At 63.8% G+C, this 23032-nt stretch carries 18 protein-coding genes; 8 read left to right on the forward strand and 10 right to left on the reverse strand.

Annotated features, from left to right (window positions below; all coding sequences use genetic code 11):
• Positions 1 to 3: 3 nt before the first annotated feature.
• Positions 4 to 2448, reverse strand: a complete 2445-nt coding sequence (locus tag A8G00_RS09350; protein WP_044661140.1) for a TonB-dependent receptor — start codon at positions 2446 to 2448, stop codon at positions 4 to 6.
• Positions 2449 to 2608: 160 nt separating this feature from the next.
• Here A8G00_RS09350 and A8G00_RS09355 point away from each other — a divergent pair, with 160 nt between their 5' ends.
• From A8G00_RS09355 to A8G00_RS09365, 3 genes are all read left to right on the forward strand, one after another.
• Complete coding sequence (locus A8G00_RS09355; protein ID WP_065846438.1) at positions 2609 to 3847, forward strand: MFS transporter; 1239 nt, start codon at positions 2609 to 2611, stop codon at positions 3845 to 3847.
• Positions 3844 to 4860 carry a LacI family DNA-binding transcriptional regulator gene (locus A8G00_RS09360; protein WP_025551035.1) on the forward strand — a complete coding sequence of 339 codons (1017 nt, stop codon included), beginning with the start codon at positions 3844 to 3846 and terminating at the stop codon, positions 4858 to 4860. Before A8G00_RS09355 ends, A8G00_RS09360 begins: the two co-directional genes overlap by 4 nt.
• A gap of 101 nt (positions 4861 to 4961) precedes the next feature.
• Entirely contained in the window at positions 4962 to 5312 is a 351-nt protein-coding gene (locus tag A8G00_RS09365) for a glycine zipper domain-containing protein (protein WP_025551033.1), read from the forward strand.
• Between the two features lie 63 nt (positions 5313 to 5375).
• Here A8G00_RS09365 and A8G00_RS09370 read toward each other — a convergent pair whose 3' ends face one another.
• From A8G00_RS09370 to A8G00_RS09380, 3 genes are all read right to left on the reverse strand, one after another.
• Entirely contained in the window at positions 5376 to 5939 is a 564-nt protein-coding gene (locus A8G00_RS09370; protein WP_161942146.1) for a hypothetical protein, read from the reverse strand.
• A gap of 149 nt (positions 5940 to 6088) precedes the next feature.
• On the reverse strand, positions 6089 to 9187 hold the full coding sequence (locus A8G00_RS09375; RefSeq protein WP_025549207.1) for a TonB-dependent siderophore receptor: 3099 nt from the start codon (positions 9185 to 9187) through the stop codon (positions 6089 to 6091).
• A 236-nt stretch (positions 9188 to 9423) separates the two neighbouring features.
• On the reverse strand, positions 9424 to 10059 hold the full coding sequence (locus tag A8G00_RS09380) for a TetR/AcrR family transcriptional regulator (protein ID WP_025549208.1): 636 nt from the start codon (positions 10057 to 10059) through the stop codon (positions 9424 to 9426).
• A 158-nt stretch (positions 10060 to 10217) separates the two neighbouring features.
• Between A8G00_RS09380 and A8G00_RS09385 the strand changes: the two genes are divergently transcribed.
• From A8G00_RS09385 to A8G00_RS09395, 3 genes are all read left to right on the forward strand, one after another.
• Positions 10218 to 12551: a TonB-dependent receptor gene (locus A8G00_RS09385; RefSeq protein WP_025549209.1), complete on the forward strand. Its 2334-nt coding sequence runs from the start codon at positions 10218 to 10220 to the stop codon at positions 12549 to 12551.
• A gap of 22 nt (positions 12552 to 12573) precedes the next feature.
• Positions 12574 to 13833: an MFS transporter gene (locus tag A8G00_RS09390; protein WP_103000489.1), complete on the forward strand. Its 1260-nt coding sequence runs from the start codon at positions 12574 to 12576 to the stop codon at positions 13831 to 13833.
• A gap of 290 nt (positions 13834 to 14123) precedes the next feature.
• On the forward strand, positions 14124 to 14546 hold the full coding sequence (locus tag A8G00_RS09395; protein WP_025549211.1) for a hypothetical protein: 423 nt from the start codon (positions 14124 to 14126) through the stop codon (positions 14544 to 14546).
• A 27-nt stretch (positions 14547 to 14573) separates the two neighbouring features.
• Here the strand turns inward: A8G00_RS09395 and A8G00_RS09400 are convergent, their stop codons facing one another.
• The 5 genes from A8G00_RS09400 to A8G00_RS09420 all read right to left on the reverse strand — a co-directional run bounded on the left by A8G00_RS09400 (position 14574) and on the right by A8G00_RS09420 (position 20053).
• The gene (locus A8G00_RS09400) at positions 14574 to 15452 is read right to left on the reverse strand and encodes a hypothetical protein (protein ID WP_037482525.1); all 879 of its coding nucleotides are present in this window, start codon (positions 15450 to 15452) and stop codon (positions 14574 to 14576) included.
• 2 nt (positions 15453 to 15454) lie between these two features.
• The gene (locus A8G00_RS09405) at positions 15455 to 17944 is read right to left on the reverse strand and encodes a hypothetical protein (RefSeq protein ID WP_128830744.1); all 2490 of its coding nucleotides are present in this window, start codon (positions 17942 to 17944) and stop codon (positions 15455 to 15457) included.
• Between the two features lie 29 nt (positions 17945 to 17973).
• Positions 17974 to 18765 carry a molecular chaperone gene (locus A8G00_RS09410; protein WP_025549215.1) on the reverse strand — a complete coding sequence of 264 codons (792 nt, stop codon included), beginning with the start codon at positions 18763 to 18765 and terminating at the stop codon, positions 17974 to 17976.
• Positions 18766 to 18847: 82 nt separating this feature from the next.
• Entirely contained in the window at positions 18848 to 19420 is a 573-nt protein-coding gene (locus A8G00_RS09415) for a spore coat protein U domain-containing protein (protein ID WP_025549217.1), read from the reverse strand.
• An 87-nt stretch (positions 19421 to 19507) separates the two neighbouring features.
• Positions 19508 to 20053, reverse strand: a complete 546-nt coding sequence (locus A8G00_RS09420; RefSeq protein ID WP_044661138.1) for a spore coat protein U domain-containing protein — start codon at positions 20051 to 20053, stop codon at positions 19508 to 19510.
• 420 nt (positions 20054 to 20473) lie between these two features.
• Here A8G00_RS09420 and A8G00_RS09425 point away from each other — a divergent pair, with 420 nt between their 5' ends.
• Together A8G00_RS09425 and A8G00_RS09430 are read left to right on the forward strand one after the other, a co-directional pair.
• Complete coding sequence (locus A8G00_RS09425) at positions 20474 to 21073, forward strand: helix-turn-helix transcriptional regulator (protein ID WP_025549219.1); 600 nt, start codon at positions 20474 to 20476, stop codon at positions 21071 to 21073.
• Positions 21074 to 21325: 252 nt separating this feature from the next.
• Positions 21326 to 22273, forward strand: a complete 948-nt coding sequence (locus tag A8G00_RS09430; protein WP_229742664.1) for a DMT family transporter — start codon at positions 21326 to 21328, stop codon at positions 22271 to 22273.
• Here A8G00_RS09430 and A8G00_RS09435 read toward each other — a convergent pair.
• Positions 22219 to 22968, reverse strand: coding sequence for an SDR family oxidoreductase (locus A8G00_RS09435; protein ID WP_025549220.1), 750 nt, complete (start codon positions 22966 to 22968; stop codon positions 22219 to 22221). The two genes, A8G00_RS09430 and A8G00_RS09435, sit on opposite strands and share 55 nt — an antisense overlap.
• Positions 22969 to 23032: the final 64 nt, after the last annotated feature.

Here is a 23032-nt window from a genome sequence, read left to right on the forward strand (position 1 = left end):
CGGTCAGAAGTTGGCCCGGGCGCGCACGCCCCAGGTCCGCGGCGGCTGGAGGTTGGACAGGAATACCGGGTCGTAGCGCGGCGCGCCGAAGGAACCGGCGCCCGTGCGGATCTTCCCATTCTCGATATTCTGGACGAAGGCTTCGACCGAATATTTCTGGTCCGGCGACACGAAGCGGATCGATGCGTCGGAACGGAAATAGGCCTTCTGGCGGTCCCAATCGGTGCCGTTGGTGCCGCGGTTCGGCATATTGTCGGCCGGATCGTTGGGATTGACGAAGGGATTCGCATCGCCGTTGAAGTAGCTCAGCCAGCTCTTGGTCTCATAATGGGTGGTGAAACGGGGCGTGATCTTCGCGCCGCTCGCCAGTTCGAAATCATGCTCATAGCTGAGCGTGGCGGAGAAGCGCGGCGCATGCGCCAGTTCATTGCCCTTGAGCTGCGCGATGGAGGACAGCTTGCCGCCGTCGTAGAGGCGCCCGTCGACGCTCTCCAGTTCCTCCAGCTTGGTCTTCTGGAGCGTGCCGGAGAATTGCAGCCGGTCGCTGTCGGTCAGGTTCGCCACCATTTCCGCCTCCAGACCATAGGCCTTGGCGCCCTTCGCATTCTGGGTGATCATCTGGCTGCGCACGACATTGCCCGCATCGTCGCGGAAAGTGACGGCCTGGTTCACCTGATAGCCCTTGAAGTCGCTATAATAGGCCGCGAGGTTCAGCGTGACGCGCCGGTCGAGGAAGCGCGACTTCAGGCCGACTTCATAGTTGGTGAGCGTTTCCGGATCGGTCAGGCCGGCATTGTCCTGGATATTGCCCGACTTGAAGCCGGTGCTGATGCTGGCATAGCCCAGCACATCCTCCGCCAGGTCGGCATCGACGCGGGCGAGATAGGTGAGCTTGTCCCACTTGCCCTTCACATCGTTGCTGGAAATGGAGAAACCGGGCAGCAGCGCGGCCAGTTCATCCGCCGTGGCGTTCGGATAGGCGCCGAAGATGCCGCCCTGGCACGCGTCGGCGGGCAGGGTCGCGGGGCAACCGGAGAAGGTCACGTTGCGCCCGCCGATATCCTCCTTCTTGTCGGAGGTGTAGCGCAGGCCGCCCGTGACGCGCAGCGCGTCGCTGACATGCCAGACCGCCTGGCCGAAGACGGCGCGGCTGTCGATCTGGCGATTCGCCTGGATGAAGCTGCCCGCCCAGCTGAAGGTGCCGTCGCGATAGCCGTTCCGCTGGTCGATGTCGAAGCGGATGCGGTTCTTCTCATGGCTGTAATAGGCGCCCAAAATCCAGTCGATCGCCTGTTCGCCGGTCGACTTGAGCTGGACCTCATGGCTCTGGAAATCGTAGCGCGAGGAGAGCGTCCGGTTCTCCCCGAAGGCGCCGAGCGGCAGGTCGTTGCCGTCCGCGTCGACCTGCCCCGTCGGCGGCAGAGCGCCTGCGTCCGCATCGGTCTGCGTCGAGCCGCCGATGCGCGACCAGCCCGCGATATAGCTCAATTGGATGCCGTCGGTGACATCGTAGTTCATGGTGCTGCGCACCGCGACGGAATAGCGGTCGGTGTCGGGCGCGGTGTCGCTGAGCGTCGACCAGCGCTTCGTGCCGGGGCGCGGCGTCTGGAGCAGGCCGATGACCGGCGCGCCATTGTCGAGGAAACCTTCCGCCGACAGGTTCCAGCTAAAGCGTTCGCTCGGCTGCCAGAGCATGGAGACGCGGCCCGACTGCTGGTCGGCGGCATAATATTTCTTGCCGGTGGTGATGAAGGCCGAGCGGTTGATGCCGGGCACGTCCGGCGCAGGCTGGAAATCGGCATAGCCGTCATGCCGGTCGGTGACGAAGGCGACGCGGAAGGCCAGCGTGTCGGTGACCGGGATGTTGATCGCGCCGCGCACGCCCAGACGGTCGTAATTACCCGCGACGACCTCCACATTGCCGCCGAACTCGCCCAGCTTCGGCTTGGCGGAGATGAGGCTGAGCGCACCGACCGTCGCGTTGCGGCCGAACAGGGTGCCCTGCGGGCCGCGCAGCACCTCGACGCGCTCCATGTCGTACATCAGCACAGACGCCCCCTGCGCGCGCGGCGAGTAGATGCCGTCGACATAGATGGCGACTTCGGGGTCCGCCACTTCGGTATAGGCGCTGTCGTTGCCGATGCCGCGCAGCGTCAGCAGCACCGCCGACTGGTCGCCCTGCTGGTTGAACTGGAGCGACGGGACGAAGCGGGCGAGGTCGGTGACGTCCTTCACCTGCTGCCGGTCGAGCTGCGCCTGACCGAAGGCGGACACGGCGATGGGGGTGGATTGCAGCGTGGTTTCGCGACGGGTGGCCGTCACGATGATGTCGCTGCCATAATCGGGCTGCGCCGTCTGGGGCGCTGCATCCTGTGCGAAGGCGGGGGTCATCCACAAGGTTGCGGATGCAAGCGCGGTGCTCGCGGCCAGCGCAAAGCTTTTCATCATCTCTCTCCCTGGACCCACATGGTCTGTGGGCGCCTATTGACCCAAGCCTGACAACGATGTCAACATGATTTTTGACATCGTTGTCATATATTGCCATATTGCGCCGGAACGGCTTTGCGGCTTCACTATATTCTCCAAGGTTCAGCCAAAGCCTCTTTCCATGGTGGCCGTCACGTCATCCCCGCCCCTTTCCGATCAAGAGCAGGTGGACAGCCGGCTTTTCCGGCTGTCCATCGGCGTGTTCTTCACCGGGGGCTTCCTGACATCGTCCGTCAGCCTGCTGGTGCCGCAGCTCAAGCTGATGCTGGACCTGGACTACAAGGGCGCGCTGCTGGTCCAGCTTGCCTTTCATTCCAGCTACATGCTCTTCGCGCTGCCGATCACCTGGTCGATCGTGCGCGCCGGCTACATGCGGGCCATCGTCGCCGGCCTGGCGGTGATCACGGCGGGATGCCTGGCCCTGACCCTGGCCCAGAACGCCCTGTCCTTCGCCATGGTGCTGGGGGCGCTGCTGCTCGTTTCGGCGGGGCAGACCTTCCTTCAGATCGCGTCCAACACCGTCGTGGCCGTGATCGGACCTTCGCGGGGCGCGGCGCGCCGGCTGACGCTGCTTCAGGGCTTCAATTCGTTCGGCACCGTCCTGGGTCCGCTGCTCAGCGCGCCGCTGCTGCTTGGCGAGCTGGACCCGCAGGCGGCGCGGCATGTCGGCGCGGCCCTGCCCTTTACGGGGACGGCGCTGGTCACGGGACTGCTGGCCTTCGCCTATTTCCGCAATCGCGCCTTGCTGGAGCAGGATGAATCGCGCCGATTCGCCTCCATCGGGCAGATGTTCCGGGTAATGCGCTCCCGCCGGTTGCGCTGGGGCGCGGCGTCGATCTTCGTCTATGTCGGCGCGGAGGTGGCGATAGGCGCGTTGCTGCCCACCGTCCTGATGCGGCCGGACCGGCTGGACGCGGCGCCTGTTCTCGCCGGTCAACTGGTCAGCCTCTACTGGGGCGGCGCGATGGTGGGGCGTTTCCTGGGCGCATGGGCGATGCAGCGGATCGCGGAGGCGCGGCTGCTGATGGCCGTGTCCTTCGGGGCGGCCGTCCTGACGACCGCCGCCATCGTCCTGCCGGGCGTCACCGGCGCCAGCGCCCTGCTGGCCGTGGGCCTTTGCAACGCCATCATGTACCCGACGATCTACGCGCTCGCCCTGCCGGAAGACGAACGGCAGGCGCCGGTCGCATCCATGTGGCTGTGCATGGCGGTGGTCGGCGGGGCCATCGTTCCACTGCTGACCGGCGCGCTGGCGGATGCGACGGCATTGCTGCCCGCGCTGATCCTGCCCGCCGCCTGCTATGCCTTCATCGCCCAGTTCGCGGCCCTGTGCGCGCGGCCGCAGGAGACCCGCCCATGAGTACCGTCACGATCAAGGACGTCGCGGCCCGCGCCGGCGTTTCCCCCAAGACCGTCTCGCGCGTCATCAATGGGGAGGACCATGTCCGACCCGAGATCAGGGAAGCGGTGCAGCGCGTGGTGGCGGAACTCAATTACCGGCCCAATGCCTTTGCCCGCAGCCTGTCCAGTTCCCGTTCCTATCTGCTTGGCCTGTTCATCGACGATCCCGTTTCGGGCTATGCCGCAGATGTGCAGCATGGGGCGCTGCTGCGATGCCGGGAACGCAGCTATCATCTGGTGGTGGAGCCGGTCGAGCTGAACCGGCCGGACTGGAAGGATCATGTCCGCGCCAGCATAGCGAGCCTCCGGTTGGATGGCGCGATCATCGCCCCGCCCATTTGCGATGCGGCTGAGCTGATCGACCTGTTCCGCGAATCCGACGTGCCCCATGTGCTGATCGCCCCATCCGGCGAATCGCCCGATTCTGGCGCGGTGCGCATGGACGATCGCGGCGCGGCGCGGGAGATGACCGCCTATCTGATCGGCCTTGGCCATCGCCACATCGGCCTGGTCCAGGGGCCGCTCAGCCACAGCGCGTCCGCCCGGCGGGAGGAAGGTTTCCGCGCGGCCATGGCGGAGGCCGGCATTGCGGTCGATGAAGATGCGGTGCTGCGCGGCGACTTCAGTTTTCGCTCCGGCCTGGAACGGGGGGAAGCGCTGCTGGACCGGACGGACCGCCCAAGCGCCGTCTTCGCCTGCAATGACGACATGGCGCTCGGCGTCCTCATCACCGCGATGAAACTCGGCATAGCCGTGCCCCAGTCGCTGTCCGTCGCGGGCTTCGACGATTCGGCCTCCTCGCGCGCGGCCTGGCCGCAGATCACGACCATCCGCCAGCCCAAGGCGGAAATGGCGGCCGCCGCCGTCGACATATTGGTCGACCCATCCTTCCGAAAGAAAAGCGCCGGGCCGCAATCCCGCCTGATGTTGCCCCACGCCCTTGTCGTGCGCGGCAGCACCGGGGCCGCATAGCGCCGGCCCCCAGCTTAACCATTGATAACAAGCCGGTTCAGGATTGGCGCATGTGCGGCATGGAATAAGGCGGTCAACGACGAGGTAAGAGGAGACCAGTCATGACCATTCGCAAGACCATGCTCGCCATCGCTGCCGCTGCCGCGACCCTTTCTGCGGCGGTTCCGGCCACTTCCTTCGCCCGCGACGGCGGCTGGCACCGCCATGATCGCCACGAGCGGGTTCGCTATTCCGACCGCCGCGACTATCGCGACTACCGTTCCTATCGCGACGACCGCGGCTATCGCTGCCGCAAGTCGGGCGGCACGACCGGCCTGCTGCTGGGCGGCGTCGCGGGCGCGCTGCTGGGCCGCGCGGTCGATACCCGCGGCGACCGGGCTCCCGGCACGATCATCGGCGCGGGCGCCGGCGCACTTGCGGGCCGCGCCATCGATCGCAACTCCAGCTGCTAAGCCGGATCGTAGAAGGGGCGGCAGCGCCATGGCGCTGCCGCCCCTTTTTTATTCCGCCTGCGGTCAGTTGGGCCGGACGATATTGGGGCCCAGATTCGTCATCACTTCTTCGGCGCTGAAGGCGCGGACATTATCTGCGGGCTTGCGGCCCCTGCCCATCACGATTTCTGCACTGGCCTCATAGCGGTCCACGGTGCGCACATCGATCCGGCTGTCCCAGAAGGGATCGCCCCAATAGGGATCCCAGCTCCGCCAACCGAAGCCGCGCCCATAATAGCGCCAGGATGGGCCCCAATAGCCGAAGGCGCCCGGCGCGAACGGCCGGTCGACATAGGTCCGGCTGCGCCTCTCGGTATTGCGGTCGGCCATGACGAACCAGTCATAGCCGCGCTGGCGCGTCAGTTCCGCGGCGCGGTAGAGCAGATAGCGCTCCACCGTCTCCCGCGATGTCATGCTGTTGCCGGAAAAGGTCACGCGAAAGCGATTCGCCTCGATCTGCTCGTCGGCATAGCCGCCGGGGGCAGCGCGGCTCTGCCCGGCCGGCTGATAGGGGGTTGCCGTCGTGCAGGCGCCAAGCGCAAGCATGAGGCCCGTTGCAAGCATCCATTTCTTTCCGATTTTCATCATGGCATCCTCGGTGCTTTTCTTCGTACCGGATCAACGCGCAACCATGGATTGGGGTGCCGCAGGCTGGGCAAAGCTGAATGATCGCAGGGGGCGGATATGAAGATGCCGGGCCCGGACCGGAGAATTCCTCCTCCGGTCCTCCCAAACTCTCAGAAGGTGAACCGCGCGCCGGCCCGGAAGGAGCGCCCGAATATTCCCAGTCCACCCTGGACCGGATTATAGTTGTTCGCGCCGTAGGTGACGGGGTCGATCGGCGGCAGATCGTCGAACAGGTTGAGTATATTGATGTAGAAGGTGAAGCGATCCGACGCCTTGAAGCTGGTCGTCAGGTCGACCGTGATATAGGCAGGCACGTCGCACTTCACGAAAGGCGCGGAAAGCAGGCCGCAATCGCCCGGCTCCGTCCCCTGGTCGGCGGCGGAAAGATTATAGCCGCCAAAATATTCGGCTGTCGCGCTGACCGTCCATTTCCCCCATTCCAGCGTATTCTGCCAGTTGCCGTGCCATTCCGGCGTGCCCGATCCGGCGGTCAGGTTGAAGTTGCCGGCCGTTCCTTCATAGGATTCCGTCGTGCCGTCCGGAAATGTCGTGCTGAGATTGATGATATAGCTCGCCTCCAGCGCCGAGGTGAAGCGAATGTCCGGGCCGAGGTCGATCTGCGCCCTCGCGGCGAAGTCCAGTCCTTCCGAACGGATGGTGTTGGCGTTGATAAGCTGCGACTGCACGAAGGCCACGCGCGGCGTCGCGCCGGGAAAGTCGGGCGCGGGCGCATCCGCGATGATATTATAGCCGGATGGCACCACCTGGCCCGCATAATAAGCGAGTAGCGCCGGGCGGTTGCTGGGCGTGGTGATCGCGCCGGTCTTCTTGATGTTGAAATAGTCGATGCTGAGGGAAATGTTCCGGATCGGCTCCACGACGATGCCGGCGGTGAAGCTGGTCGACCGTTCCGGTTTCAGGTCGGGGCTGGCCAGCGTGGTCTGGCCATAGCTGGCGCTGCTGATATAGGCCGGACAGCTGTTGAAGGTCGCCAGGGAACAGCCATATTGCGACAGGAAGGCGTCGTTGTACAGCGATTGAGCGGCCGTGACGAAGCCGGTCGTCGGAATGGCGTTGGCCTCCGCGAAGCTGGGGATGCGGAAGCCGCGTGACCAGGTGCCGCGAAGCGCGACCTGGCGGATCGGCGTGAACTTCGCCCCGACCTTCGGAGAGAAGGCGTGCTGTCCGCTCGAATAATCGTCATAGCGGCCCGAAGCGTTGATCTCGAGCGACTCCAGCACCGGCGCATTCAGCTCGACAAAGGCCGAACGGACCGTCCGGTGGCCCTTGGTGCCGAAGGCGTTGAGGACGAAATAACGCTGCGTCGGCCCGTTGACGTCCGAATTGGCGCTTGGCGCATCGATGGATTCATAGCGCAGCGAAAGCCCGCCGCCGATCTGCATCGGTCCCCCTGGCAGGTCGAACAGATTGCCGCTGAGCGTCGCCTCCACGGCATAAAGCTGGGAATTGGCATCCGTCACATTGTCTGGCGACAGATAATCGAGCGTCGCCTGACTATTGGCATAAGGGTTGACGAAATCATAGCTGCCGTCGGCAATCACGTTCAGAAGATTCTGGATATAGATATAACCGTTCTGCGTCCGCCGCAGGTCGGTGCGCATTGCGACGCCATTCACCGCGAAGTCCCAGTCGTCCCACAACTTGCCCGTAACGCCCAGAGCGGCGCGATAGGTGCGGCTGCGGGTCTCATTATATTCCTGGATATTGGGTATGCGCCCCAATATGCGCGCCACCTGCCCCTGCGCCGCGAAAGGATTGTTCGGATTGAGCCGGGCAGCCGGATTGGCGGCGGTGCAATTGGGATCGGGCAAGTTATTGATCAGCGGGCAGACATAGACCGGCAGGGCAAGGACAAGCGAACCGACGGAATTGGCGCCGCCAGCGGCGGCCGCCGTGCTGAAGCGGGGAAAGTTGATGCCGGCCGGGCCGTTGCGGCGGATGCTGGCGGGCAGGCCGGTGAAGCTCACATTGCTCTGAAGGAAATTCGCCTGGAAATAGGCCTCTATGTCGTCGGTGATCCGTCCCGTCGCCCGAAAGGAACCGCCCCATCTTTCGATATTGGGAGAGATGACGCCATATTGATTGACGAGATCGCCCTGGCATACGGTTCCGGGCGCACGCGCGTCCGCCGCGAATTCCTGTGGGGTCAGCGTATAAGGCGTCTCCCCGGCGATGCAGCCGGCGGCGGGGTTGAGGAACTGGTAGCGGCCGGTTTCGGCGGCATTGTCCGGACCGGCCGGCGCCACGAAGAAGGTGGTGGCGAACAGGCTGGCGTCGGTGGTGGTCGAAAAACCGGAATAGCCGCCTGTCGAAGGATTGATCGATCCTCCATTCGGCCCGATGGACGGTCCGCACACGCCGTCGCGGCAGATGCCCGACTGGTTCTGCGAATTATAGGGATAGCGCCGGTCGCGGTTATAGAGCGCCGCCTGATCGAAGTAGAAACCGCTGATATAGACGTTGAATCCCTGATCATCGAGATCGCCCCAGCCCGCCGTCAGGCTGAGCCGGTGATTGGCGCCGTCGCCCCGCTGGCTGATGCCCGCTTCCGCCCGGCCGGATATGCCCGTGATCTGCTTCTTCGTGATGACGTTCACGACACCCGCGATCGCGTCCGCGCCATAGGTGGAGGACGCGCCGTCGCGCAGCACTTCGATCCGGTCGACGATGTCGTCGGGAATGGTGTTGAGGTCGACGAAATTGCGCGTCGCATCGTCCGCCAGCGGATAATAGGCCGCGCGCAGGCCGTCGAACAGGACCAGCGTCGAGTTGGTGCTGAGGCCACGGAGCGACACCGCCGATGCGCCGGCGGCAAAGGCCCCATTGGCGGAAAAGGAGTTGGTGAGCGCGGGGCCGTTGTTCGACGCCAGCCGCTGCACCGCCTCCTGCGTGGTGTTGATGCCGCGCTGTTCCAGCGTCTCGGCATTGACGACGGTGATGGGCGATGGCGTCGCTGCCGTCGTCGTGCGCAGGATGGACCCGGTCACGACGATCGTGTCGCCCTCGCTGGGTTCGGCGGAGTTGGTCGTGGGGGCCGGGGCCTGTCCGGGCGCGGTCTGCGTGTCGGACTGCTGCGCAGTGCTGCTTTGCGCCGCCGCCGGGGCGATCAGGCTGAGGCTCGCCAGACAGGCCGTCAGTGCAGAGCTATTGCAGAGGGCGCGGTGGATGATAGCCGAATTGGTTCGCATTGCTCGATCCCCTCACAGGAAGAAGTCGCGCCGAACCGCAGTAAGATCGGCGCTGCCGCTGAACGCGCGATCGGGGTTGAGGGACGCTGGCTGGAATGCAACCTGGATTAGGATCGACTGCGGTAGGAAGAAGATAGTTGCTCAATTGCTACAATTTAAGGCTATTCCGGATGATCTCGCGCAAATTCGGATGAGATCATGGGTGGAATGCCTCCAGGACTCATGGAGATTGGCCGTCAGGCGTTGTCAGGATTTCCATCCCTGCCGCCGCTTCCGATTCCGCGCTCGATCAGCGCGTTGGCGATCGCGGCCACCTCCTGAACGGGGCGGCTGTCGTCCCAAACGCCAAAGCGCAGGCCCAGGAACACGTTCATGCCCATGATCGCCCAGGCATGGATTTCATCCGGCTCGCCGGAGACTTCCCCGCGCGCCGCCGCCTCGCGCAACCGGACCAATATCCGAGACGCCGTGCTCTCATAATGGGTGCGATAGGCCGCCTGGTCGACGAACTCCGCCTCATCGATGATGCGGTAGATTTCCTTGTGGCTCCGCGCGAACTCCAGAAAGCTCAGCAGCCCCAGCCGTTCGGCATCGATCCCGTCGCGGGCCTGCGCGATGCGCGGCCCGACATAGTCCCGCACCTGTCCGGACATATCCGCGACCAGCGCGCGGAAGATGTCGTCCTTGCTGTCGAAATAAGTGTAGAAGCTGCCCAGCGCGCAGCCTGCCCGCCGGGTGATGCCGCTGATCGACCCTTCGTGGAAGCCCTTTTCCCCGAACTCCTCGGCCGCCGCCGACAACAGCGCCCGGCGGGTTCTTTCCCCGCGGGCGGTGCGCGGCGTCTTGTCCTTTTCGCCCAGCAAATCCGTCATCCGTCATCCTCCCCATCCGTGATCTTTTTGCCGCATCCGGCCTGTTCCCGTCATGCGTCCTTATTTCAAGTTGAAAGTTGGTTCAACTTTCATTATCGAATCGCAGGAACAGTCCCGCGACCCGGATTTCCGGGCGTATTTCAGGAGAGGAACCGTCCATGAAGGCTCGCCATTCCCTGCGTATCGCCGCGCTCGCCTCCGCAGCATGGGGCGGCGCCGTTTCGCTTCCAGCCATCGCGCAAAATGAAACGCCCGCATTCGACAGCGGCAGCGAGATCATCGTCACCGCTCGCCGGCGGGAGGAGAATATCCTCGACGTGCCGGTGTCCGTCACCGCCATCTCGTCGGAAAGCATCGCCCGGCTCCAGGCGAACGACATGTCGGGCATTCAGGGGGCGGTGCCGAACGTCAATCTGGTGCAGGGACGCGGCTCCACCTCCAATTCCAACTTCTTCATCCGCGGCATCGGCCAGCCCGACGCGCTCCAGACCTTCGATCCGGCAGTCGGCACCTATGTCGACGGCGTCTATTTCAGCCGCATCCAGGGCGCGCTGGTGAACCTGTTCGACGTCGAGCGGGTGGAGGTGCTGCGCGGCCCGCAGGGCACGCTCTATGGCAAGAACACCATTGGCGGCGCGGTCAACATCGTCAGCCGCAAGCCCAGCACCACCGACTTCAAGGCAATGGGCAGCCTGACCTATGGCAGTTACGACACCTGGCTGGCGAACGGCTATGTCTCCGCGCCGCTGGTGCAGGACAAGCTCGCCCTCAGCATCGCGGGCGTCTATGACAAGCGCGCCGGCACTGTCACCGATCCTCTGACCGGCCGCAAATATAATGATCGCGACACCAAGGCCGGCCGCGCCATTTTGCGCGCCACACCCAGCGACCGGGTGGAACTGATCCTGTCGGGCGACTATACCCGCCAGCGGACGGCGCCGACACTGGGCTATGCCACCGCGCCGCTCACCAACGTGCTCTACAATTCCGCCTTCCAGGTGATCGGGGTGCCGGTGGTGAAGCCCGCCTATCCCTATGGCAAATATGATTACAAGGCGTCGACCAGCCTGGCGCCGGGCCAGGGCCAGCGGCTCGACCATTGGGGCCTGTCCTTCACCGCCAATGTCGAACTGAACGACGCGGTGACGCTGACCTCCATCACCGGCTATCGCAAGCTGCGCCCGGATTATTACATCGATTTCGACGCCACCGAACTGGAAGTGGCGGACGCCTTCGTCGGCGTGCATCAGAAGCAGTTCAGCCAGGAACTGCAGCTCAAATATGACAGCGGCCCGTTGTCGGGCGTGTTCGGGCTCTATTATCTGAATGAGACGATCCGGTCCCATCAGGAAAGCTATGACGACAATTATCTTCAGCTTCAGGCCGCTCCCGGCCTTATCCTGCCGCTGACCTTCACCCGCTTCATCGACGATCACCAGAATGTGAAGAGCTACGCCGCCTTCGGCCAGATGACCTATGATCTGACCCGGAAGCTCTCGATCACGGCAGGCCTGCGCTACACGAAGGAACGCAAGGAGTATAACCGGTCCACCTATACGGTGCTCGCCGGCGCGCAGACAGCGCCCTTCCTCTTCCCCGGCAGCCTGCCGGCGCCCTATAATGACCTAGACCATGTCGATTTCGACGCGTGGACGCCGATGGCGACCCTATCCTACAAGCCGACGCGCGAGACGCTGCTCTACGCGACCGTTTCCAAGGGCTTCAAGTCGGGCGGCTTCAACGGCCGCGTCAACGGGCTGGGCGACGTGACGCAGGTGGTGGACGGCGTCACCACCATCATCCCCTATTTCAAGCCGGAGACGGTCTGGAGCTATGAGACGGGCGCCAAGGGCAGCTTCCTGGGCGGGCGGGTCAATCTGTCCGCGGCCGCCTTCTACTCCGACTACAAGGACTTCCAGGCCCGTGTCGGCGGCGGCACCACCGGCATCGCGGGCGGCTCCTTCCCCGTCGTGAACGCAGGCAAGCTGCGCATCTGGGGCGTCGAGTTCGAGGCTTCGGTAAAACCCATGCGCAACCTGAACGTCGCGGCTTCTGTCGGCTATCTCAACGCCGATTACAAGGAGTTCAACGACGGCCGCCGCGCGCCCGCCTTCTCCTGCAATCCGACCGGCAACGCCATCACCTGCAAGCCCCCCTTCGCGCCGCCCATGACGGTGCGGCTGGCGGCGGACTACAGCATTCCCTTGGGCAGCGCGTCGCTGACCTTGGGCGGGGACATGCGCTTCGTGGACAAGCAGTGGCTGTCGGTGGACAACCGCCCCGGCCTTCAGGAAGACGGCTATACCATCGCCAACGCCTATGTTCAGGCCGATTTCGCGGAGGGCAAATATTATCTGCGCGGCGCGGTGAAGAATGCCTTCAAGGAATTGTACAAGACCGACGGGCAGGAATTTTCCAGCGTGGGCAACATCCAGACTGTCTATTATGGCGACCCGCGCACCTGGACGATCACGGCGGGCTTCCGCTTCTAATTTGCAAGGGACCAGCGGCAGCATGACCGGACGCGCGCAGGAAACGGCAGGCAAAGGCTATCGCGCGATCGTCCTCGCCATGCTGCTGCTGGTCTATACCTTCAACTTCCTCGACCGGCAGATCCTGGGTATCCTCGCCGGGCCGATCAAGGCGGAACTGGGCCTTAGCGACGCGCAGCTCGGCGCGCTGGGCGGCATCGCCTTCGCCCTGCTCTATTCGACGCTGGCGATCCCGCTGGCGCTGCTGGCGGACCGCACCAGCCGCACATGGGTCATCACCGCCAGCCTTGCGGTCTGGAGCGGCTTCACCGCGCTGTGCGGCATGGCGGGCAGTTTCGCGCAGATGTTCCTGTTCCGCATCGGGGTCGGCGTGGGGGAAGCAGGCGGCGTCGCGCCATCCTATGCCGTCGTCTCCGACTATTTCCCGCAAGGCCAGCGCGCCCGCGCCCTTTCCATCTACTCGCTCGGCATTCCGCTCGGCTCGGCGGGCGGCGTGCTGCTGGGCGGCTATATCGCGCAGACGGTCGAATGGCGCACGGCCTTCATTGTCGTCGGCCTGGCCGGCCTGATCATCGCGCCCATCTTCCGCCTCACCGTCCGGGAGCCGGCTCGCCCCGACATGCAGGCCGATGCTATACCGGTTTCCGCCGTCTTCGGCATATTGGCGGCCAAGCGCAGCTTCTGGCTGCTTGCCCTGGGCGCGGCCTGCTCGTCGCTTTGCGGCTATGGCGTCGCCTTCTGGCTCCCCAGCCTTTTGATGCGCAGCTTCGGCCTCGATCTGATGGGTGCGGGACAGTTTCTCGGCGCACTGCTGCTGGCCGGCGGCGTGGCGGGCGTATTGCTGGGCGGCTGGCTGGGGGATCGGCTCGGCGGACGCGACAGGGCCGCCTATGCCTGGGTTCCCGCCGCCAGCTATATCGTCGGCATGCCGCTGTTCGTCATCGGCGTGCTGTCGGACAGCGTGGCCTTCGCCTTCTGCCTGTTCCTAATCCCGCAGGCGCTGGTCTATGTCTGGCTGGGCCCGGTGCTGACCGCCGTCCAGCATCTGGTGCCCGCCCATATGCGTGCGAGCGCATCGGCAACCTTCCTGCTGATCAACAATCTGGTGGGCCTGGGCCTTGGCAGCTGGAGCGTCGGCGCGCTGTCGGATGCGCTGACGCCGCAATTCGGCCACGAAGCCCTGCGCTATGCGATCATCGCGGCGCTGGGCTTTTACCTGCTGGCCGGACTGTTCATGGCGCTCGCGGGCAAGGCGCTGCGCAGGGACTGGATCAGCGCATAGCCCCTCCATCGGGCATCACCCAAAAGGTCGAAAGTCCGTAACGGATGGTTTACATTTTTGACTGATGAACTGCCGGAACCGAAGTGATACACTGCGTTGGCGAAATCCGGATACTTCCCCGCTTTTCGCTCGGCTGAACGCGAGAGCGGGAACGTCTCCAAACCCTTCCCCTCTTCGTTCAGCCGATTTCGGCCATATTTCGGCCCGTCGGAGACGGTTCGTTAAGGATAATGCATCAAGCATTCCTTAATTCGCGGATGTTAGACGAACGGCAACCGAAAGGGCCGGATATGACATTCGTTCGACTATGCGCTGCGTCCACCATCTTTTCGTCGGCATTGCTGCTGGCCAACCCCGCCACCGCGGCCGAGACCGCGAAGGGATCCTTCGCTGTCAGGGCCGTGGTTCCGGCCTATTGCGAGATCGACAGCGATCCCGTTCAGCTAAGCGAGGGTGCGGGCTTTCAGTCGGGAAGCGTGATGGAGCTTTGCAACAGTGCGGACGGCTTTCAGGTTGTCGCTTCCTATCGCGAACTGGCGCCGAACGAGCAGGTGCGGTTCAGCTATGCCGGGCTTTCGCGTCAGCTCAATGCATCGGGCTGGACGCCGGTTGCCAACCGTGTCGGCGCCAAATTCGGCATGCGCCCGATCGGCGTGCAATATAGTGCGCTTCAATCGCCGTTGGCGATCAATCTCACCATCACTTATTTCTGATCCGGCCGGGACCGGGCAACCCCGCAATCAGATCGGCGTAACGGCGACGGTCACCCGGTCGGTATATTTGCCGGCATGCCAGGTCGGGTCCGGATCGACGGTGATGGAAACCGCATGCACGTCGCCCTGCGACCCGGTATGCTCACCGACATTGATCTGATCGCCGGTCGCCATGTTGAAGGCGCGGCCATCCACGAACAGCCGGTAGGGAATGACGTCCGGCCCATCGGTCCGCCGAAGCATTCCGCCATATTGCGATGCGAAACGTAGCTGATAGCCGGATGTGCTGAGCACGCGCACCGCAAAGGGCTGCGACACCGTAGGCATGGTGGTGGACAGTTCGCCCAGGTCGATCCGGGCCGCTCCCCCTTCCCCGCCGACGCCGGCGAAGCGAATGCGCGCCGTCGCCGGAATTTCCAGCTTCAACCGAACCTGCGCCGTATCCAGCGGCGTGTTGCCGATGTCTTCCGACAGGGCAAAGATCAGCTGCTGGCGATAATCGCCGCTTCGCATGCCCCAGTTCACCGGCACGTTGACGGTATAGCCGACCGGGCTGCGCGCATGCGGCTGCAGAATGACGACGCCGCCACCGCTGGATACATCCGCAGGCGAGGCGGAGGTCACGGCGATGTTTCCGCCCGGGCCGTTCAGTGTGTAGTTGGGGAAAGAGGCGTCGGATGCGCCCAGATCCCGCGTCACCCGAAGCCGCAGGCGGCATTCACTGTCGCCGTCATTGCGTATCATGATGCGGAAAGGTTCGGTCAACTGCCGCTGGTCCATGCCGTCGCCGGCGGCAAGGCGGACCTCGCGAGGCCCCTCGATGAAGGAGGGCTGGCATTCCGCCCAGGCATGGGCCGGCATGACGAGCGATGCGAAACCCAGGCAGCGGCAAAATCGGCGCATCATATTCACTCCTGTGTCCCGGTGGCGGGGCGGGCCGTCACATCGCCCAGTTGTAGCAAGGATTTTGTGTCGGCGGGGACATGAATCGTGAACATCATGTCCGGATTGCGCAGTTCCACGCGATAGCTCTTGCCGGGACGAAGGCCCTGCGTGGCGAAACGGCCGGCCGAATTGGTGAAGAAGGGTTGCGGCTCGAAGTCCGGATCGTCCACCGCCGAAATGGTGCCGCCCAGCAGGCTGACCTTCTCCCCCTGATAATAGAGGAAGCCGTAGGCGCTGATGTTGGCGTCGCTGCCGACGACAAGCTTGTAACCGCTCTTATAGGGCGGATTGACGGTGTGCACGCCCGTGCCGATGTCATAGCCCTCCGTCCCGTTCTTCAGGTCATATTGAATGCTCTGACGGTTATAGCTGTTGAGCCGCCCGTCCATGGCCGGACCCCAGGTGCCGCTTTGCGCCTCCACCTTGCCGTCGTCCACCGACTGTCCCACCACGACCTGCTTGTCCTTGAGCGCCTCATGCGCCTTCGCGACAAGGAAGCTGTCGGAAACCGGCCGCCCGACGGCGATGCTGTTCCCCGCCATGGCGATCGAGGTACCGATCTGAAGGCGGCTGTCCTGCCGGTCGTCGATGCGCGAGAAACCATTGCCCGAAGAGATGGTAGTGAAGCGCGAATAGAAGCGGTTGCCGATATAGGTCGCCGACCCGTCGACCGAAGCCATGCCGTCCGAATTGCGCGCCGCGATGTCGTACCCGAAGGACCCGACCGTATCGTCATAGCTGCGCGTCAGGGTGAGACGCGCATCGTCCCGGCGGCTGTTATAACCTGCCTCCGCCCGCGTCTTCTGGCCGAAGGGCACGACCAGCGCGATGCGCGCGCCGAAACTGCGTCCGAACACGTCCTTGCCATATTCCACGCCACCGGTCAGCCGGAAGCGAGACGCCCGGTGCATGACATCGACGAAGGCGAGCTTGGTTCCCCTCAACCCCTCCCGCTCGAACCAGTTGCCGCCGACGACCAGGCTGGTGCGCTCGCTGAGTTGCTGGCCGTAATTGGCGGTCAGCGTGAAGGTTCGGAAGCGCCCGAAACCGATGGCGTCGGACAGGGTCGAGAAATTCCTGCTGCGATAATCGGCGCTGACGGACAATTGCTTGCCCTGGATGCCATAGCCGAATTGCAGCGAATAGGCGCCGCGCAGCGAATAGCCGGTGCCCCGCCCCGTGCTGATGGCGCTGGAGAATTCGAAGCGGCCAGGGATGGTGCGCGGCGTGGAAATTATCTCGATTGCGCCCAATTGCACATCATCCCCCGCCTGCACCGCGCCGCCGAGCAGCAGCCGGTTGCTGATGCCCCGGCGATAATAGGCCGACAGCGCGGGAGAATGACCATAGATCGGCTGAGCGCGGAAGTCGGTCGGCACGAAGCCGAGTGCGGCGCCATATTCGGTTTCGCCCGCCACCAGATCGGACGGGTTGAAATAGGAGTCGAAGGATGTGATCTGCCGCCGCCCGCTGACATCGGTGACATACAGCTGGGCATTGCGGCCGCCATATTGGGCCTGGAGCCGGGAGAGGTCGTAAGTGCCCGAATTGAGCTGGAACCGCTCCACCTGCTGGCCGTCGACGATCACATCGACGGTCGAATCGCGGTCCAGCAGAACCTGTTGCCCGCCAAGCTGGACGAGCGGCGTGCTGCCAGTGAAGGTCCGCCTGCCCTTTTCGACAGCGATGCCGCCCAGCAGCGTGCCGGAAGTGATCGACAGGCCGTTGAGCTGAAGGTCGCCCGCCGTCCAGCGCCGCTGCTTCTGATATTCGTCATAGACCAGCCGCGCCTGACGCCGGTAGAAGCCGCCTCCGCCCGTCAGCGCCTGGTCGTAACCGCCGTCGAACTCCAGAACGACGCCGCGATAGCGCATGGCGCCCTGCAGGATCATCGCGGGCTTTTCGAAGTCGCGGAAATCCGTAACCCGCATGTCCCCGATCATGTTCAGATAGGCGCTGAACGTCTCCGGCTCCAGCGTCGTCGCGGGGAGCGAGAAACGCACGGCCTCCCCCAAGGCCTGGGCAGCGACCATGGTCCCGTCGATGCGATCCACGCGCACCTGCAATTCGGACGAATCGTAGATGAGGGTGACGCCCGCTCTTTCCGCGTCCGCGACCGACACGGAAGGCGTGCCGGGCAAGACGGCGGCGAATTTGATCCGTCCGCTTTCCGACAGCAGGGGTGCGATATGCTCGATCAGGGACTGGCGGTCGAAAAGAACTGTGCCGTCCATATAGACCGTCGCAGAGACGTCACCATAGACATTGCCCTGCCGCAAAAGGGGCAGGGTCATCTGAAGGCCCTTGTCCGCAGGGCGCGGCGCGGAACCCGGCGGTGCGGGTGCAGCCGGGGGCTGCGCGCCTGCGCTTGGCTGCCCGGCCGCCTGCGCCAGCGCGATAGTCGACGATGCGACCAATGCGCCTGTGGCGACGCTGAAGAGTAGATGTTTCACCCTGCCCCCCCTCGGGCATGTTCAATGGATCAGCGCTTCAGCGTCACCGTCGCCCCAGCCGCCATCTTTTCCGGAGTCGGGATGAAGAAGACGCGGGCGCGACCCGGGGCGACGATTCCCATTCCGATCATTTCGCTCATCTGAGCGGCGTTGTATTCCGCGCTATAGGGCTTCCCCGCGCCATCGACGCCGCTGATGGTCCAACCGGACCGGCCGGCCGGGAAATAGCGATTGCCCTTGTTCTCGATGCGCACTTCCAGACCGTTTTCGGTCCTGGTCTTGCGAACATCCTTGTCCTCCGGCGCCTTTTCGTCCGGACCAAGTTCGACCTCCCGGGAAATCGGTGCGATCTGGGCGACCACCGGATCGGGCGTCGTCCCGTCGGGCACGACGTTGACGAGCACGTTGAAGCGCATCACGACCTGGATGCGCGACTGTTCGGCGGGAAGCTGGACCGGGATCTGGCTGACGGCGGCATAATAGACCTCCGACTGCGTCAGCGGGCCGTCCGGCAGATATTGGATGCGGAAGACCTGCTTGCCGTTGGGCGCGATCAGCGTCTGGGGCGGGAAGACCATGAACCGGTCGTCGGCGGGCTCCAGCGTCAGTTCGCCGCGTTCCCCGATGACGCCGCGATACATGCGCACTTCCATCGGCAACTGGCGGTCTTCATTATTGGCGACCTCGATCCGCGCCGTGGACCGCGTACCTTGCGGCTCCAGATCCACCGACATCGGCGTGACCCGCGCAGCCTGAGCGCCGGTCGCCATGCCCGTCAGCAGAAGCAGCGGCAGAACGAATTTCACCCATTTGAGGAACATCGTCCTCTTCCCCCCTCGATCATGAACGGCGGAAATCGGGGAAGCCATGAACGACTCCCCCAATTCCCGTGATATGCTGCGATCAGCTCGCGGTGACGGTGACCGTCACGGTATCGGTGTAGGTGCCAGCCACGGGGCGAGCATCCAGGTTGTTCAGAGGATCGACCAATGCGTCGAACTTGACCTGGCGATGCAGCGCGCCGCGCGAGGCGCCGTTGTTGAGCTGGACCAGGCCGAACAGCGCCGAACGGCGGAAACCGGGCTGCTGCAGCAGGCCGCCATTACGGTAATTGTCGGCGGCGAGCGAGTAGTTGATCGTGTTCTTGAAGCCCGCATCCGCGCCGGTCAGCGGGGTGCTGGTGGTCAGACGACCGGCATTGGCCGACGAGATGGTCATGCTGTTCGTGTCGTTGCACGACACGTAGAAGGAGTTCGTCGAGCTACTGGCGACGTCGTTGATGAAAAGCGCGGTGCTGCCGGCGTTGGTGTTGACGTTGACGGTGCCAAGCTGAATGTCACCGATATTCTCCATCGTGCAGGTCTTGGCGACCGATGCGTTGATGTCGAAGGTGTCGCTGTCGGTGTTGGCAGCGAAAGCGGGCGTGCCGGCCATCAGGACTGCTGCGGCCGTGGCGGCCATAAGGAGCTTCTTCATAAGGATTTCCTTGAATCTTGAAATGGATTGCGCGTCAGAGCGGCGACGGGATCAGGAACGTCTGCGAATCCCGATCCAAGCCATGCCTCAGAGCGCAGTCTGGACGGTGACGGTAACGGTGCCAGTATAATTGCCGGCCAGCGGGCGCAGCGTGTTTTCGGACGACAGCACCTTCGCAGCCAGCCGCACCTGGCGGTGAACGGGACCACGGCTGGTCTGGTTCTGGGCACCCTGCGCGCTGGAGAAGCTGGGCTGCGCACCGCTCGTGAAATAGTTCAGAGCCTCGACACGGTAGTTCAGCTTGTCGGTGAAGCCGGCGTCGTCGACGCCCGCCTGGAAGGCGCGCGAACCCTGGAGCGTCGCGGGACCGGACAGGGTCATCTGGTTCTGCTTGTTGCAGCTCACCCAGAACTGGTTGGTGTTCTGCGTCGCATCGCTGCTGAGCAGCAGGGCGCCATTGCCGGCCGTCGTGGAAATGTTCAGCGCGCCGAGGTTCACGTCATTGACGTTCTGCATCGTGCAGGTTTCGGGGATCTGCGCATTGATCTGGAACTGGTCGGTGGCCGAGTTGGCCGCAAGGGCCGGACTCGCGACAAGCATTGCTGCCGCGGAGGCAAGGATCATCTTCTTCATGGAATACTTCCCCATCTGTTACGAAAATCGGCCAGAACCGCCCCCGTCTCCAATGGGTTTGCTCCGGACCGTAACTTCAGGGAGGACGCGCGACTCTCTTTCCCCACCCCTGGAGCTGGTCGAAAGTATTAATATATATCTAACGAAAGTTAATACTCAATATTGGGTATGACGCCGCTTTAATGGTTAACAGGCAACAAGCGCATCTTACCCTTCGATCATCAAAGTCGCGGATTCAGGCGGATGAAAGGCATAGTTTCCGCCAGATCGACCCAGATCGCCTCCATCATGTACGAGATCGGGACAAAGGGCTGTTAATTTGTTAAGGACAATTTATTCAATTTCTCTATATCCGACGTAATAGCTGTCGATTCGACCGATATAGATCAAGATTGAGAGGCTGCTGCCGGGGGGGTATGTGTGGCTGAAGGCTCCATCGCGGATGGGGAATCGATTTTTGCGAGCTGGGTCGACGCCGATCCCATTCCGCACGCGATAATCGATCGCTCCTTGCGGCTGCATTGGCAGAATCGGGCCGCCACAGCCCTGCTGCAGCATTCGTCCGAATTGCAGGAACAGGACGGCCGCCTCTTCGCCCTGCAACCGGAAAACCACGCACGGCTCAAGCTGTTCGCCGCCCATGCCGGGTCCGACGCATCTTCCTCCATGGTCATTCTACCCGTTGCGGACGATTATCTCATCCTTCGCGGAAGGCCGATCGGGGCAAGCGGGCGGGGAGAACAGGGCGAGCAGATCGGCATCATGTTCTTTTCCGCCAAACATTTCATCGACCAGTCGATCGTGTCGGGCGACGTCAAGGACATTTATCGGCTCACCAATGGCGAGTATAAGATATTGAGCGCCATGATGAGCGGGATGAACGCCGAACAGATTTCGGGAAATCTCGAAATATCCCTGGAAACGGTCAGAACCCATATCCGCCGCATCTATTCCAAGACCGGCGTGAGGAGCCGCGAGGCATTGTTCGCCCAGTTGCAGCCGTTCAAGATATTGGCATAGCCCGCTGCCCCGCCGCCAGCCGAAGCAGACGGCCGCGAAAAACAGGAGCGAAAGCAGGCTGGCCTCTCGGCCCCTGCCCGCCTAAGGAACGGCTGACCGAAGTTGGCGTGCGTCGTGCAGAAAAGCCTGTCCTGAACCTGTCGAAGGGTGGGAACCGGTTTTCGGCCTGAAAGGATGCGACAACGGAAAACTGGAGCGCGCGACCTGCGTCCGATTTGACGCGGCGTGCTCCAAAGGAAAGGGCGGCAGGATTTGAACTTGCAGGTGCGGGCCTATGCCATGTTGGGCATGACCATGGCGTTCTGGGCGGGCAATGCGATAGTCGGCCGCGCGGTACGGGGCGAAATTCCGCCGCTGACGCTGGCCTTCGGCCGCTGGATGCTGGCGCTGCTGATCCTGGCCCCCTTTGCGTGGCGTCCCGTCATGGCCCAGCGCGCGCTGATCCGCCGCCATTGGCGCACGATCCTGTTCCTGGGGCTGGCCGGCGTCGCTGCGTTCAACGGCTTCCTCTATTCGGGCCTTCGCCACACGACGGCGGCCAACAGCCTGTTGTTGCAGGGATTGATCCCGACATTCGTCGTCATCGTGAGCCGCATCGCCTTTGGCGACAGAGCGCCCCTCCGCCGGGTCGCGGGCATTGCGCTGTCGACGCTGGGCGTGACATTCATCGTGTTCAGGGGCGATCTGTCCGAAATCCTGCGGCTGCGCCTGGGCATCGGAGACCTGCTGGTGCTATGCGGCTGTGGCGCATGGGCGGTCTATACCGCCTGCCTGCGCCTGCGCCCGCCCATCGCCCCGCTGGTCTTTCTGTTCGTGACCTTCGCCATCGGCGCGCTGGCGATGGGCATGGGCGCGTTGAGCGAGACGCAGGCGATCGCGCGGATGCACTGGAACGGAAGCGTGATGGCCGCCATCGCCTATGTCGCGATCTTTCCCTCGATCATCGCCTATATGTCGTTCAACGCCGCGGTCAGCCATGTGGGCGCCAGCGCCGCCGGACAGACGATCAGCCTGCTGCCGCTGTTCGGGGCCGTGCTGGCTGCCCTGATCCTTGGGGAACCGCTGTTCGGATACCATCTTGCCGGCATGGCCATGATCTTGGGCGGGGTGTTGCTGAGCTGGGGCGTGGGTTCGCCGGAACAGGATCAGCGTCCCTCCGCCAGCGCCACCGCGTCGGCGCCCGCCGGAAAGCGGAGCTGACCCGTCCCGTCATGAACGGCGGTCCAGACGGCTTGCGCGACGTCGCTCTCTCTGGTCGTCAGGGCAGGCGACGCGAAGGCCGCGAGGATCGGTTGCGCGAAATCCGCATATCGGCCGGGCAGCAGGTCGGTCACGGGGATGATGGCGTTCGCGCCGAAGCGGGTGGTGGGCGCATAGCCCGGCTCGACCAGTTTCACCTGAACGCCGAAATAGGCGAGTTCATGCGCGAGGGAAGCCGTGAATCCCTCGATCGCATGCTTGGTCGCGCTATAGGCCGCCGCGAGCGGAAAGGCTCCCAACGCCACGGTGGACGTCACGTTGACGATCATGCCCGATCCACGCTCGCGCATCTGCGGTATGAATGCGCGGCACATCGCCATGGTGCCGATGCTGTTGGTTTCGAAGAGCTGGCGGACCAGACTCATCGGCATGGCTTCGAAGGCGCCCACGCCGCCTATCCCCGCATTGTTGACCACTATGTCGACCCGGCCGGCGGCCGCGACCAGCGCGGCTATGCTGTCCTCGCTGGTGACGTCCAGCGGCAGCAGGCGCAGGCGTTCGGAATGGCCGCCGAACAGGGCCGGGTCGGGCCGTCGCATGGTTGCGACGACATTCCATCCCTGCGAGAGGAAATGAAGCGCCGTGGCCTTGCCATAGCCCGAAGAAGTGCCGGTGATCAGGATCGTCTTGCTCATCGTCTGCCTCGCTCGATGTCGATGCATGACCGATAGACGGACCGTTTCGGACGATCTATAATCA

This window comes from Sphingobium sp. SA916, from assembly GCF_002894065.1.
Taxonomy (GTDB): Bacteria; Pseudomonadota; Alphaproteobacteria; order Sphingomonadales; family Sphingomonadaceae; genus Sphingobium; species Sphingobium fuliginis.